The sequence below is a fragment of the Geomicrobium halophilum genome (assembly GCF_014207655.1).
GTDB classification, from domain to species: Bacteria; Bacillota; Bacilli; order Bacillales; family Marinococcaceae; genus Geomicrobium; species Geomicrobium halophilum.
The window spans coordinates 481,763-495,480 of the sequence record NZ_JACHHJ010000001.1 but is presented as its reverse complement, the minus strand read 5'-3'; the positions used below and the strand labels follow the sequence as shown (position 1 = coordinate 495,480).

14 protein-coding genes are annotated in these 13,718 nt (G+C 41.8%); 7 read left to right on the top strand and 7 right to left on the bottom strand.

What is annotated here, in order from left to right:
- Positions 1-70: 70 nt before the first annotated feature.
- Positions 71-427, bottom strand: a complete 357-nt coding sequence (locus tag HNR44_RS02415) for a peptidoglycan bridge formation glycyltransferase FemA/FemB family protein (protein WP_343069413.1) — start codon at positions 425-427, stop codon at positions 71-73.
- Positions 428-701: 274 nt separating this feature from the next.
- Positions 702-902, bottom strand: coding sequence for a hypothetical protein (locus HNR44_RS02410; RefSeq protein ID WP_184402523.1), 201 nt, complete (start codon positions 900-902; stop codon positions 702-704).
- 343 nt (positions 903-1,245) lie between these two features.
- Here HNR44_RS02410 and HNR44_RS02405 point away from each other — a divergent pair, with 343 nt between their 5' ends.
- Both HNR44_RS02405 and HNR44_RS02400 read left to right on the top strand, forming a co-directional pair.
- Entirely contained in the window at positions 1,246-1,911 is a 666-nt protein-coding gene (locus HNR44_RS02405; RefSeq protein WP_184402522.1) for an SOS response-associated peptidase, read from the top strand.
- Between the two features lie 427 nt (positions 1,912-2,338).
- A complete protein-coding gene (locus tag HNR44_RS02400; RefSeq protein WP_184402521.1) occupies positions 2,339-2,542 on the top strand; it encodes a hypothetical protein in 204 nt (67 codons plus the stop codon).
- A gap of 51 nt (positions 2,543-2,593) precedes the next feature.
- Here the strand turns inward: HNR44_RS02400 and HNR44_RS02395 are convergent, their stop codons facing one another.
- Positions 2,594-3,868, bottom strand: coding sequence for a putative glycoside hydrolase (locus tag HNR44_RS02395; RefSeq protein WP_184402520.1), 1,275 nt, complete (start codon positions 3,866-3,868; stop codon positions 2,594-2,596).
- Positions 3,865-4,536: a YkyA family protein gene (locus HNR44_RS02390; RefSeq protein ID WP_184402519.1), complete on the bottom strand. Its 672-nt coding sequence runs from the start codon at positions 4,534-4,536 to the stop codon at positions 3,865-3,867. Before HNR44_RS02390 ends, HNR44_RS02395 begins: the two co-directional genes overlap by 4 nt.
- 349 nt (positions 4,537-4,885) lie before the next feature.
- On the opposite strand from HNR44_RS02390, the gene HNR44_RS02385 reads away from it, so the two are divergent.
- From HNR44_RS02385 to HNR44_RS02370, 4 genes are all read left to right on the top strand, one after another.
- Positions 4,886-6,055, top strand: a complete 1,170-nt coding sequence (locus HNR44_RS02385; protein WP_184402518.1) for a GYF domain-containing protein — start codon at positions 4,886-4,888, stop codon at positions 6,053-6,055.
- A gap of 64 nt (positions 6,056-6,119) precedes the next feature.
- Complete coding sequence (locus tag HNR44_RS02380; RefSeq protein WP_184402517.1) at positions 6,120-6,560, top strand: YaiI/YqxD family protein; 441 nt, start codon at positions 6,120-6,122, stop codon at positions 6,558-6,560.
- Positions 6,561-6,693: 133 nt separating this feature from the next.
- Positions 6,694-7,545 (top strand): ABC transporter ATP-binding protein, encoded by an 852-nt coding sequence (locus HNR44_RS02375; protein WP_184403517.1) that lies wholly within the window; start codon positions 6,694-6,696, stop codon positions 7,543-7,545.
- A complete protein-coding gene (locus tag HNR44_RS02370; RefSeq protein ID WP_184402516.1) occupies positions 7,542-8,297 on the top strand; it encodes an ABC transporter permease in 756 nt (251 codons plus the stop codon). Before HNR44_RS02375 ends, HNR44_RS02370 begins: the two co-directional genes overlap by 4 nt.
- A 29-nt stretch (positions 8,298-8,326) precedes the next feature.
- Here HNR44_RS02370 and dinB read toward each other — a convergent pair whose 3' ends face one another.
- From dinB to HNR44_RS02355, 3 genes are all read right to left on the bottom strand, one after another.
- Complete coding sequence (gene dinB / locus HNR44_RS02365; protein WP_343069336.1) at positions 8,327-9,436, bottom strand: DNA polymerase IV; 1,110 nt, start codon at positions 9,434-9,436, stop codon at positions 8,327-8,329.
- A 112-nt stretch (positions 9,437-9,548) separates the two neighbouring features.
- Entirely contained in the window at positions 9,549-10,697 is a 1,149-nt protein-coding gene (gene dgoD, locus HNR44_RS02360) for a galactonate dehydratase (protein WP_184402515.1), read from the bottom strand.
- A 24-nt stretch (positions 10,698-10,721) separates the two neighbouring features.
- Complete coding sequence (locus HNR44_RS02355) at positions 10,722-12,074, bottom strand: GntT/GntP/DsdX family permease (RefSeq protein ID WP_184402514.1); 1,353 nt, start codon at positions 12,072-12,074, stop codon at positions 10,722-10,724.
- Positions 12,075-12,809: 735 nt separating this feature from the next.
- Here HNR44_RS02355 and HNR44_RS02350 point away from each other — a divergent pair.
- The gene (locus HNR44_RS02350) at positions 12,810-13,718 is read left to right on the top strand and encodes an acetamidase/formamidase family protein (RefSeq protein WP_184402513.1); all 909 of its coding nucleotides are present in this window, start codon (positions 12,810-12,812) and stop codon (positions 13,716-13,718) included.

The window sequence follows — 13,718 nt, the reverse complement described above, 5'->3', positions numbered from 1 at the left end:
AAGCACCTTTTACTATTAATGCCTGTCCAATCCAATGAGAGCGTTCCGTAGCTACACGCTGGAAAAACTCTCATGAACCTCCATCTTGTATTCGCCGTTCAAGCTCCGTAATCTGTTGTTGCAGAGTCTCTACCTGCTCTTGCAGACCTGATATCGAATGAGAATCGGGATTTGGATTATTATTAGCCTCATCAAGACCTAAAGTGAGAGGGATCTCAGCATTGTCTGATTGTAGTTGTTCTTGAACTTGCTCTTGTTGAAGTTCTCGAAATGCAATACTCGCACCTAGGAACTGAAGCGATTCACCGACGGTCGCCAATAATTGGCCAAAGTACTCGAGCTTTATTATAAGTGACTCAGAATCTTGATCTGACCTTGGGGTTGGAGGTACCCCCTGATATGGTCTTCGTCCCCCCCTCATCAACATCACCTCATTGGCTTCCAACTAGGTATTTATCTCATCATATGATTAAGAGGGAAAAATGTGTAGCGATTCGTTCTAAATGATATTAACATTATTCCTTTAACCCTTATATGGGTAAGAGTGAATCTTAATGGTGGCGCGAAAATAGTTCCGTGAATATTCATATTAATAATAAAAATCAAATATGTGCTGATTGGTGGTTGTACAGACGACTGTCACCAGCTGTTACGAATGTTTATAAATATCCGCACGATCTTTTACTCCTAGATCTTCTCATTTACGATCTCAAACCGAAACGTTTCAGTAAAAAGGATTCTAATTCATCCGCTTGCTTTACAGACAAATAACGTCGACATTCAATTATGTATTCATCAATCGCTTGTAGATATACTTTTTGCGCATTTGTATTTTGCAGATGAACCCTCTTCTTAATTTCTTTAATACTATCTTGCTTCAACACTTGCCATGCATCGTTCATGTTTACCTCTCTCCACCATAAGCGTCCGTAATGATCATTGCGCCTTAGAAGTCCTATCTCATTGATGTAATGCCTGAATTTAATGATCAACCCACCTTTGTACTTAATTACTTTTCCCACACTTATGTAGAATATTTATATTTAAACGCTTGATCCTTTATTTCTTTGTGCCTCATTTTATATTTTAACAAAAGGTATGTAATTACATTATCAGTATTCCTTCCCTTCTTCAATAAATGGTGGGAATGTCTCATATTGACCATACGTGAGTAAAGAGATTACGACATGTTATAATGGTTAAACTTTCATTTTTCAGAACTTATACATAGAAGGAGGTCCCCTCATGTGCGGCCGGTTTACTTTATATGACCAAATCGAAAACATTCAAAAGCGTTTTGGGATAGAAGTGAGTACCATTGACGATTTAGAATCCAGTTTCAATATCGCCCCCAGTCAATCGATACTGGCGGTCGTAAGTGATGGAGAGCAGAATCGATTGGGACGTTTACGCTGGGGGCTCATCCCTCCTTGGGCAAAGGATATAAACGTCGGTTATAAAATGATTAATGCCAGGTCTGAAACCATTGCAGAGAAAAATAGCTTTAAATACGCATTCCAACGTCGCCGCTGTTTGATTCCAGCAAATGGTTTTTATGAATGGAAAACGATAGATCGAAAAAAACAACCTTACCACATTCAAATGCAAAATGAGGAGTTGTTTAGCTTTGCGGGTTTATGGGAGAAGTGGAACGATGGAGCCGAAGCGATTTTTTCTTGTACGATTATTACAACATCCGCGAATGATTTAATGAGCGATATTCACGACCGGATGCCCGTTATCCTTACACCCGAAAATGAATCAGCATGGCTGGATCCAAGAAAGAATGATCTTCAAGAATTGGAAAAACAACTCAGACCCTATGATTCAAGGCAGATGAAAGCCTATCCTGTTTCAACAGACGTTAATCGCCCGAAAAATAATCACAAAGAGCTAATCAATTCTCTCTAAAATCTATTACTTCTCCTTTATTCCTTGATTGAATTACCGGTCTTTTTACAAATGTTATTGATATTGAAGATTGGAAAAGGAGTGTAACAAGTGGGAAAAACATCTAAGCGCAGAAAACAAAGCAAGGAGCCAGACTTGGGGGTGTTTCATTTGACTGTATCCATTGTGGGCTTGACTTTGAGGTGGATCAATATACGATTCTAGACATTCAAGAACTGACCCATGGCTATATTGGATTTCCACTTCATGAAGAATATATCGCCTGTCCGAAATGTGGAGAAAATGCGAATGAAAGTGAATCCAAGCACGCCGAGGTCTTCGAATGATATCTCAGATGATGATCTTCCATTTTAATGGATGAACATTATCTATTTCCTAACGAGCAAAGTTTGTCTATAATAAAAAACAAGATAGATAAGGTGATAAAATGACGAATGGTCAATATCAACAGTTAATGATCGCTGTAAAAGAAGTAAGTAGTCATGTGATAGGACTACAAAAAGATATGGACGTTATGAAAAATGATATTTCCAATATGAAGAAGGACATTATGACGATGAAACAAGACATTTCTGAGCTAAACACCCACGCAGATGAAACAAACAAAACACTTTATTTAAACCTTCCCTAATTTTCCCTTCTTCAACATTTGACCCCTCCTAAATCAAGAAGGGGTCAAATTTTATTCCTGTCTAACGATATCTTGTTCAGCATCGAGTTCGTAGTTCACACCCTCGGTATAATTATTCGTCGCATCCCATAGGAGAAATTCATAGATGTCATTATCATAGAGGGCTTGAATTTGTGCTTCAACCTCATCAACACCGTACTCCATCCATTCTCCATCTGGCAAATAAGAAGCGGTGAAATCTTGTAACCATGGTCTGGAAATCGGAGGCTCTTCCAAACTGTCCAACAGTTCATTTTCGACCTGAGCATACTCATTCACTAGATTATAGGGTTCAAGATCAGGTTTATGGATATCAAAATAAGGGCCCCAGTGACTTGGGTAAATCATTGAAGAAATAATATCAACATTTTCGGAGATTTTACTAAAGTTCTGCCCAATTCCCGGAGCCTCCGGAATTGTTGCTGCGTATCCAAAAATATCGACAGAAACTTTCACCCCATAAGGCCGTAATTCTTCCCGGGCATAGTCAACGAAATCTGTGACGGCTGCTACCCGGTTTTGGATGTTGTCTTCCCCGGATTCTTCGTAATCGCCTTCCGTATATTCAAGATCCTCGTCGCGGTTTTCAAATCCTTCAGGGAAACGAACATAGTCAAATTGTATCTCTTTAAATCCAGCCTTCGCTGCTTCTTTGGCCACTTCAACGTTATATTCCCACACATCTTTTGAAAACGGATTGACAAAAGATTCTCCTCTATTATTTGACCATACTTCCCCTTTTTCTAAAAAAGAGAGTTCAGGTTCTTCATTGGCTAATACTGTATCTTTAAAAACAACAAGACGGGCAATCGGATAAATATCAGCATCCTCAAAATCCTCCATCATTGCATCGACATCATTTATATAATCGTATGTGTTTTCTTGAACCCTTTCATTCTCCGATTCTGTTTCAAAGGTCACATACCCGTCGTCATCCTTGACATCAACGACCATACTATTTAATGCCGTCTCATTGATCAAGTCATAAAGTTCGTCAGCTTTATCCCCGCCGATTGAATGGGCAGTAGCGAAAATGCCTTTTACACCGTCTTCAGGGTATTCAATCTCTACCCCGCTATCATAAGTTAATCGATCAGGGATGACTCTTGGTAATGTGAGTAAATCCTCATCACTCACCGAAAAATACCGATCTTCCTCACTTCTTTCAACTTTTGATGCTTCTTCATCAGCATCCCCCCCTGTCTGCTCTGCAAGTAAGGGGGAATCATAGCTGCCAAAAAACATCATACCTCCCAGAAGAAAAATCAAAGATTTTGTCCTCATCATGATCCCTCCTTATGAAGCGCCGTCTCTTCATCCGGTTGCTCATTCGCTTGAACAGCAGCAATCGCGGTTTCCGCTGCCTTTAATTCCTCATGAACCACATGGGCTTGGTCGCGAATATCCCCTTGTGCATCGTTAATCGCTTCAATGCCATTAACAAGAAATTCAAAATCTGCATCTTCTGCCCCTAAATCGTTAAAAAAGGATTCTTGTGTGTTTAATTCTGATTGATATTGATCAATATAGGTCCCAACTTCATTATGTAACGATGCGGCTTGATCCTGAAGACCGCTCAATTCATTGACCGGCAGCTCTTCTTCACCCCCATTTTCCAGGACTGTTTCAAGCAGTTCATGTTCTATTTCCAATGTTAAGTATGCATCATTCATGTCATTAAGTAACGATTGCCTTTCATCTAAACTCGTAAATACTCGAGCTTCTCTATTAGCAAAAAGTGCAGCTTCATTTTCCGCCAAATCTTCCTCTAATTCGATTTGCATTTCTTCCTCTAATAAAAGAATATCATTAAATTGAGACACAATATTTTCTTTTTGAGCCTGGATTTTATCAACCGCTTCTGTCGCATCCTCGATGCCGGCAGATTCATTACAACCTGCAGCCAATGTACCTGCCATCACCATTAACACCGTTACCTTTGTTGGCCCTTTCATTTAACATGCCCCCAATTTTTGTTATAATTCTGCCCTCAGGAAACCCCTAACTTTACGAACAAACTGAAAAAAGACTGAAGTGATTTTCTCAAAAGACATTATTTTTTTGCAATTTAGGGTCAGTGCTTGAAGCACCCCCTCAAAGGTAAAAAGTGAGATTTTCTACTACAAAAGACTTAAAAATGATAAATTTAACAGTTCTTTACTAGTATAACAGTTTCCTAACGATCATTTAAGGGTTTCTTCATACCCACCATTCTTTTTTACGATTTTATATTGAATAATGGTCGACATACGTTAATATAATCATAGTTAGGTAATTAAGAATGTGAAGTGTAGGAGGCAGGATATGCAAGAATGGTACTATCTAGTGGATGATGGAGAACAAATCGGACCATTTTCAGAGCAGGAAATGGTTCAGTTATATAGTGAGGAAAAAATCCATAGTGAGACATACGTCTGGAAAGAGGAAATGACTGAGTGGGTCTATTTTCGAGAGTCCCGCCTATTTAAAGACCCATCCATAGAAAAAACAAATGTAAATCAAGACTCTCAACCTGAAGTTACTAGAATGAATAGAAAGAAGAGGAACAATAGTACGATTAATACTTATCTTCGCGCTGTCTACGGTGAAATATTTAAAAAGCATTCACAAGAGGAAGGCGAACGTTTATTCATCGCTAGTATGACCACCGCCTCCTCAAACGTTAATGAAGATTGGCCTAAACCATGGTTATTTTCACGAGTCTTCCTCGTGTTAATGATCACGTATATTGTCCTCTTTACTAGCGCTAACCTTTTTTATCATCCTAACTTCTTACCCGGTTTGATGATGGTGAGTGCTTTTACGATCCCTTTTTTGTTGATCATCTTTTTTTGGGAAATGAATGCCTCACACAGCATTCGTCTTATTGAAGTAATCAAAATCTTTTTTGTGGGCGGCGTGCTTTCGTTCTTATTCAGCTGGCTTCCGATTACAGATTTACGTTTTTTCAACGCAATGACGACGGGAGCTTTTATAGAGCTTGGGAAGTTAATAGCTATTGCGTATTTTATTTACCGGTTAAATGCTCGTTTCGTGGTCAACGGCTTGCTCATTGGAACGGTTATTGGCGCGGCTTTTTCAGGTTTTGAAAACCTAGGTTATGCCTTGAACGTCTTTCAGGCAGATGGAGGTGAGGCGATGCGTGATGTATTGTTCCACCTAAGCTGGATGTCGGTAGGTTCTCATACGGCTTGGGGAGCGATTACTGGAGGCGCCCTTTCTTTGGTAAAAGGGAACGAACGATTAACGAGGCGACATTTTACGAACCCGGTATTTTTAAAATATTTTTCAGTAACAATCGCTTTGCATATGATGTGGAACACTTCTATCTTTCTTTTCGGGCATTTCTTCTTGAGCCATATCATTTTGGCCATTACTGCCTGGATCTTTATTTTCATGATTATAAAGGAAGGCCTACAACAACTATCACAAAGAGATTTCTCATATGGAATGCCAAAATCGAAAGGAATGTAAACGAAAGGATGGTTCTAGTGTTACACTAGAACCATCCTTTCCCATTTTTACACGGAGGTTACACATGTGGATTTACGTTGATGCAGATGCTTGCCCGGTCAAGGACGTTGTCATTGAAGAGGCACAGAAGGTACGTGTCCCTGTGGTGCTAGTGAAAAGCTATGCTCATTTTTCTCCTGAGGATGATCCGGCGGGTGTACAATCCATTTATGTCGATACAGGTGCAGATTCCGTCGACTATCGGATTATGGAATTAGCGGAAGAAAAGGATGTCATTATCACACAGGATTACGGGCTGGCGGCACTAGGGCTGGCAAAAAATTGTGCAGTCGCCCACCATAAAGGATTTTTATTCACCAATGAAAACATTGATGAATTACTTACCAATCGCCATGCCCATTCCAAAATACGAAGAAGCGGACAAAAAACGAAAGGTCCTAAACCGTTCACAACCGAAGACCGCGCGCATTTCAGGAAACTTTTTAAAGACTTATTGCAATCGTAGGTTACTTCCTATCCTGTCGAATCTATCCTCATCGAAAAAGGAGAAGATCATCGTGTGCGTTAATCACAACGATCACCCTCTCATTGTTGAAGGGCTTAACAAAAGAATTTCTGATCAAGCAATCATTTCAAACATGTCATTCAAACTAGAACGTGGAAAAATCTATGGCTTCCTTGGCCCAAACGGTTCAGGTAAAACAACAACCATTCGAATGATCGGTACCTTAGTTGCAGCTGATCATGGAGAGATCACGATTAACGGGTATAACACAAAAACCAACCGGGAGAAAGCCTTGAAAAACCTTGGGGCCATCGTCGAAAATCCTGGGTTATTTGAATATTTAAGCGGCGAACAAAACCTTAAACAATTTGCAAATTTAGGTGTGGATGCGATTGACCAATCTCGGATCAACGAAGTCGTCAAACTCGTAGATCTGGAACACGCGATTCACAAAAAGGTTAAAGCCTATTCTCTCGGGATGAAACAACGGTTGGGGATCGCTGTTTCTATTTTACACCACCCTTCCGTTCTTATTTTAGATGAGCCTACGAACGGTCTTGATCCCAACGGAATCCGCCAGCTTCGAAACGATTTACAGAAGCTTGCGAAAGAAGACGGTGTCACATTACTGGTATCCAGTCACCAGTTAAGCGAAGTAGAAATTCTTTGCGACCGGGCGATTGTCATTAAGGAAGGGTCCGTTATGGGTGAATTGGACATGCATATGACTGGTAAAAATAAAGATGAGTTGACTGTAGTGATTGAAGCTGAACCAAAAGCGGAAGCGATAAGCGTTCTTTCTTCTTTCGGTGAAGTCATGGACACCGATCAATACCTGGAGTTAACTTCACAAACATACAATACTCTTCCAAAAATAACGAGAGCACTGGCTAACGCCAATATCTCCGTATATGCTTTTTCCTATAAACGAAGACTAGAAGACGCCTACTTCTCTCTTACAAGGGAAAAGGGAGGCATAAAATGAATGGGCTACTGCAGAATGAGTGGGTTAAAGCATGGTACGGTCGGAAAATATGGATGTTTCTTATCGCGATGTTCGTTTTTCTTATATTAGGATGGGCATTTGCTGCGGTTATACATTCAGTCGGGCGATTTTCCATTGGACCAATGGAGTTCGTTGAACCTGGTCTTGTTTCGCTCAACGTTTTCATAAACCTGTACACCGTCGTACTTGTAACCACCGCAATTGCCGGTGAATACGGAAATGGCACCATGAAACAGCAGTTGATCCGTCCGGTTCCGAGAGAGCAGTTATTGCTCTCCAAATGGTTGATTACGATGTTAATCGCAACAGCTCTAATCTTCATTCTGACCATCGCGCTGTTAGTGATTGATCAGGTCTATTTTACTTCCGGTGAATCATTCTTTGCTATGATTTATGAAGCGTTCATACTTGCACTTTATCAACTACCCAGGCTCGTTTTCTACATAAGTTTGGCAACGCTGATGGCTGTTTTAACAAGGAGCACTGCTCTTACACTCGTTATTACTTTTTTCCCGTATTTTTTTGGAAATATTATTGGTGCAATAGCTATGTTATACGACTGGTCCCACTGGCTCGTACTCACCCATTTAGATGTGTATCAAAACTACGCCGGTATGGGTGGAGGGCCTCCATTTGAAAACATCTGGCTTTCCGTTGGTTTTATCGGTATTCACGCCGTCGTGTTTCTGCTCCTCGCTCATCTGATTTTTCAATATCGGGATGTAGTATAGACTGTTGGCGAGACTTGTCCATTACCCATTCAGAATAATGTAATCGGCTTATATTCAATAGGATCCAGGTTTGTGATCGTGATACCTAACAACCTCACGCCCTTTTCGATGGTGCCGACTTCTTCCCAAAGGCTTGCCGCCTGATTAAAGATCTCCTCAGGTTCGTCTAAGTAATAGGGAACGCTCATGCGTTTCGTTACCGTTTCGAAGGAGCGGTATCGGATTTTCATGATCACTGTCTTTCCATGTTTTTGTACACGCTGCAATGAGCGAACCACTTCTTTGGCTAACTGCCAAAGCTCGTCTAATACTTCTTGGTCTGTCGTAAGGTTATTAAAATACGTATGCTCCTTGCCGACAGATTTTCGTTCTCTTTTCATACATAAAGGTTTATTATCAATGCCTCGAACTCGATTATAATATGAAATCCCTGCCTTCCCGAAATTTGAAATGAGATCCATCTGTTCCATCTGGTACAAGTCTTCACCTGAGAAGATGTTTAATCGGTGCATTTTCTCAGCTGTTTTCGGTCCCACCCCATGGAACTTTTCAATAGAAAGTTGCCTTAAAAACGAAAGTGCCTCTTCTGGAGGGATGACAGTTAGACCAGCTGGCTTATCCATATCAGATGCAATTTTGGCGATGAACTTATTATAGGAAACCCCGGCAGAGCTTGTCAGTCTTGTTTCATTCCAAATATCTTTTTGAATTTGTTTTGCAATAATCGTTCCACTAGGAATTTCTTTTTTGTTATGAGTTACATCCAAATAAGCTTCATCGATCGATACCGGTTCAACCAATGTCGTGTACCTTTGCATAATCTCTCTAATTTGATGGGAAGCTTCTCTGTACGCAGGATAATTACCATCTATAAAAATACCGTTCGGGCATAACTCGTACGCTTTATAGGCACTCATCGCCGAGTGCACACCGTATTTTCTTGCTTCATAATTTGCCGTTGATACAATCCCTTTACCTCCGGTCTTTTTCGGATGTTTTGCGATAATTACCGGCTTCCCTTTTAAAGATGGATTGTCCCGCTCTTCAACGGAAGAAAAGAAAGCATCCATATCAATATGAATGATTTTACGCGACGTATCTCGATAGGGTTCAGGCAGTTGAAACTCTTGATTAGGCACGTCCGCTTTTCCTTTCTAATCGATGTAGTCTTGACTACATTATAGCGAACATACGATCTATATTCAAATAAAAAAGAGCCCCCTACACTGTAGAGGATGCTCGATCAATCATTTACCACTCAGCAATACTTCCGTCCTTGTGACGCCAGATAGGATTTTTCCATTGATGTCCGATTTTATCCTGTTCCCGGACGTAGTCTTCATTAATATCAATGCCTAGTCCCGGACCCGCCGGAATATCAACATGGCCATCCTCGTAAGAGAAAATCCGATGATCAACAAGGTAATCAAGAAGGTCATTCGTCTGGTTATAATGGATGCCAAGACTTTGTTCCTGAATAAAAGCATTGTGGGACGTGGCATCAACCTGGAGACAGGCAGCAAGTGAGATGGGTCCAAGCGGGCAATGCGGTGCAAGTGCTACATCATATGCTTCTGCCATTGACGCTATTTTTTTCACTTCTGTAATTCCGCCTGCATGAGAAAGGTCGGGTTGAATGATTGAAACGGTTCCGTCCTTTAACACTTGCTTAAAGTCCCAGCGAGAATACATTCGCTCACCCAATGCGATAGGTATGGGCGTCTGATAAGAGAGCTCCCGAAGAGCTTCTTGGTTTTCCGGAAGTACCGGTTCTTCGATAAACATAGGATGATAAGGCTCAATTTCCTTCGTCAGTAACCCAGCCATGGGACGGTGAACCCGTCCGTGAAAATCTATCCCTATACCGACGGATTTTCCTACGGCTTCCCGCACCGCAGCGACCCGTTCTGCTGCGACCTCGACTTTGTCAAAGCTATCGACATACTGCATCTCTTCGGTCGCGTTCATTTTAATCGCTTTAAAGCCTTTCGAAACCGCTTCTTTTGCCGCTTTTCCCACATCAGCTGGACGATCGCCGCCAATCCAGGAATAAACCTTTATTTTGTCACGGCAGGCACCGCCCATAAGCTCATGAATCGGGGCTCCGTAATATTTTCCTTTAATGTCCCATAGTGCCTGATCAATCCCTGCCAGCGCACTCATGAGAATCGGGCCTCCCCGGTAGAAACCCGATCGATACAGTTTGTTCCAATGGTCTTCGATGTGCAACGGGTTGCTGTCAATCATCGTTTCCATCAATTCTTCGACCGCAGCTTTCACCGTATATGCTTTTCCCTCGATCACTGGCTCTCCCCAACCGGTCACTCCTTCATCCGTTTCTACTTTTAGAAACAACCAGCGAGGCGGCACCTGAAATAATTCATATGACGTAATTTTCATCAAGCTTCATCCTTTCCAGTTATGCTACACGAAAAAGCTAAACAACAGTGCGACACCAAACCCTACAAAACCGATAATCGTTTCCATCACTGTCCAAGACTGTAGTGTCTGTTTTTCAGTTAGACCGAAATAGCGGTTAACGAGCCAGAATCCTGAATCATTAACGTGGGAAAAGACCGTTGCACCAGAGGCAATCGCGATCACAAGTAAACCAAGCATAGGCTCGCTCGCTCCATACACTTCAATCAGGGGTGCTACTAATCCAGCAGCAGTGATCATAGAAACTGTTGCAGAGCCCTGCGCGACTCGGACAAGCATTGCTACAATAAAAGCAAATACAATCATTGGCATCTGGATGCCCTGCATCGTTTCCGCAAGCACATCACCGACACCGGACTGAATCAGCATTTCACCAAAAACGCCCCCCGCACCTGTTACTAGAATGATAATGCCCGCAGGCTCCAATCCTTTTGTCGTGATCTGCTGAATTTCTTTACGAGTATATCCCCGACGTGTTCCAAATATATAAAACGCAAGCAATGCCGCTGCGGTAAGTGCCACAAACGGGTGCCCAATGAACGTTAGCACTTCCTGTAAGGTGCTTCCATCCTCTAGTACCAAATCTGAAGTCGTATTGATCAAAATCAGAACCAGCGGAAGGGTGATAACAGAAACAACGCTTGCGAAACTCGGAAGTTCATGTTCGTATTTGGTTTCTTCTACTTGTTGAAGCATATACTCCGGAACTCCAACATCGATTTTCTTAGCAATGTATTTCCCGAAGATCGGACCACCAAGAGCTGCAGCAGGGATACCAGCAATTACACCAAATAAGATGACCCACCCTAAATCAGCACCAATAATAGAGGCAACTGATATCGGACCAGGGGTTGGCGGGATAAAACTATGGGTAACAGCAAGTCCAGCTACTAAGGGAATCCCATAATAGAGCAAAGATCGGCCCGTTTTCTGAACTAGGCTGTAAATAACGGGAATAAGAAGTATCAATGCCACATCCAGAAACACTGGGATCGAAACAATGAAACCTGTCAATACCAGAGCCCAACTAGAATTTTTTTCACCGAATTTATTGACCAAGGTATAAGCTAAACGGTCAGCTCCACCTGATACACGGATCATCTCACCAAACATGGCCCCTAACCCGATGATCACCGCAATAAATCCGAGTGTGCCGCCCATCCCTTCTTCAACAGTTTCAATGATTTCCATTGGTGGCATTCCAACGGCAATACCGACAAGAAAACTGACGATTAACAATGCAATAAAAGCTTGAAGCTTGGTTTGCATCACAAGAAATAGTAAAACAACAACACCCAAAACGGCTACCGTAATTAACCATGGTGCGGAAGTCGTCATAATATAGCCCCTTTCAGCGAGAAAAAATGAAGCGGTTTCATTAATAGAAATCCTTGTTAAATAATATTTCATATAAACATATTTTACAAGAAATTTTTTTTAATAAATATATCAACTACTTTTCTAATTTACTCGCTGACATCTTGGGGGTTGAAGCTAGTTCTCCGCGCCGCGCCGAAAAAGTTCCTCAAACGCTGAATAAGATGCCCGGTGCGCTGAATCATCTAGGTCGTGCGCCGAATAAACGTGTTGCTGCGCCGAAAAAACCACCATCCGCGCCGAATCCCGTTTCACTCGCGCTCGATCATTCGCCCAAGGACTTTTCAAACATTGCACTAGTGCAGAGCGTCTGAAATAAAAGGTCACCATTGGAAGTGGGCCTCCTTGTAGATTCAATGAATGACTGGGCGATATGATGAGATGCTCTGCAAGGAGTAATTTAACAATAAACGTAAAAATTGGTTTCATGACATCACTTAGAGGAATCATTGATCAAAAAAGATGTCATAGACGACTCATGGCACCATAAATATCGAAAATGGGTCAATATGAGGTGTCATGAAGGGTATTTTTCTAAATGATGAAGTGAGAATTGTTTATGTAACAATCATTGGCGTGAGAGGCTGATTCAGCCATTGTGCACTAGTATGTCAATACACTTGCCCCCTCTCTCACTTTATTTATTCAGAGAATTTCGGTAAAATATGAACAAACATAGAAAGGGGTAACCAAGACATGACTGATCGTATCGGACGTGAACATTACATATTTGACATGAACAAGGCTCATCCACCGGCTTTAAGTACCCTACAGGGTGCAAATGTCCAGTTCCAGACATACGATGCGTTTTTGAATCAAATCACCTCCGAGGATAGCGAAATGACAACAATTGATTGGGAAAAGGTAAATCCTGCGACAGGACCGCTTTATGTGAAGGGCACAAAGCCAGGGGATATTTTGCAAGTGGATATTGAACGTATCCTCTTTCAGGACGAAGGGACAATTGTGACAGGGGAAGAGCTTGGAGCCATGGGGCATCGGCTGGAAGGGTTTTCAATTAAGAAGGTCAAGATCGCAAACAATAATGTCCATCTTAATGATACACTAACAATTCCAGTGCACCCCATGATCGGTGTCATTGGTGTAGCCCCTGCAAATGAAGGCGTGCCATGTGGCACGCCGGATGCTCATGGGGGAAACATGGATACACGATTAATCACAGAGGGCGCAACCGTACATTTTCCTGTTTTTCAAGAAGGGGCTCTACTAGCAATGGGTGATGTCCATGCAGCCATGGGGGACGGGGAAGTATGTGTATCCGGTGTTGAGGTATCTGCTGATATTACCGTCAATGTAGACGCACATCAACGTTTTCAATTAAACTACCCTCTTTTAGAAAATAAAGAAGGGATCGCGACCCTCGTGTCAAAAAAGACGCTTGACGAAGCAGCTACCGCTGCCGTTGAAGAAATGGTAGAATTGTTAATCTCCTTGCAGCCTGATTTAACAATCGAAGAAACCACAATGGTGTTAAGTGCTGCAGGATCCCTTGAAATCAGTCAGGTCGTCGATCCCTTAAAAACCTGCCGCTGCTTTATCAATCACGAAGTACTTGAGGGGCTCGGAATTGATACGTTTAATTAA

Excerpts from the sequence above, each read along its gene's own strand:
- dgoD (WP_184402515.1), bottom strand. The coding sequence starts at position 10,697 with ATGAAAATTACGTCATATGAATTATTTCAGGTGCCGCCTCGCTGGTTG.
- HNR44_RS02350 (WP_184402513.1), top strand. The coding sequence starts at position 12,810 with ATGACTGATCGTATCGGACGTGAACATTACATATTTGACATGAACAAG.
- HNR44_RS02405 (WP_184402522.1), top strand. The coding sequence starts at position 1,246 with ATGTGCGGCCGGTTTACTTTATATGACCAAATCGAAAACATTCAAAAG.
- HNR44_RS02415 (WP_343069413.1), bottom strand. The coding sequence starts at position 427 with ATGTTGATGAGGGGGGGACGAAGACCATATCAGGGGGTACCTCCAACC.
- HNR44_RS02370 (WP_184402516.1), top strand. The coding sequence starts at position 7,542 with ATGAATGGGCTACTGCAGAATGAGTGGGTTAAAGCATGGTACGGTCGG.
- HNR44_RS02410 (WP_184402523.1), bottom strand. The coding sequence starts at position 902 with ATGAACGATGCATGGCAAGTGTTGAAGCAAGATAGTATTAAAGAAATT.
- HNR44_RS02385 (WP_184402518.1), top strand. The coding sequence starts at position 4,886 with ATGCAAGAATGGTACTATCTAGTGGATGATGGAGAACAAATCGGACCA.
- HNR44_RS02390 (WP_184402519.1), bottom strand. The coding sequence starts at position 4,536 with ATGAAAGGGCCAACAAAGGTAACGGTGTTAATGGTGATGGCAGGTACA.
- HNR44_RS02395 (WP_184402520.1), bottom strand. The coding sequence starts at position 3,868 with ATGATGAGGACAAAATCTTTGATTTTTCTTCTGGGAGGTATGATGTTT.
- HNR44_RS02400 (WP_184402521.1), top strand. The coding sequence starts at position 2,339 with ATGACGAATGGTCAATATCAACAGTTAATGATCGCTGTAAAAGAAGTA.
- HNR44_RS02375 (WP_184403517.1), top strand. The coding sequence starts at position 6,694 with ATGTCATTCAAACTAGAACGTGGAAAAATCTATGGCTTCCTTGGCCCA.
- HNR44_RS02380 (WP_184402517.1), top strand. The coding sequence starts at position 6,120 with ATGTGGATTTACGTTGATGCAGATGCTTGCCCGGTCAAGGACGTTGTC.
- HNR44_RS02355 (WP_184402514.1), bottom strand. The coding sequence starts at position 12,074 with ATGACGACTTCCGCACCATGGTTAATTACGGTAGCCGTTTTGGGTGTT.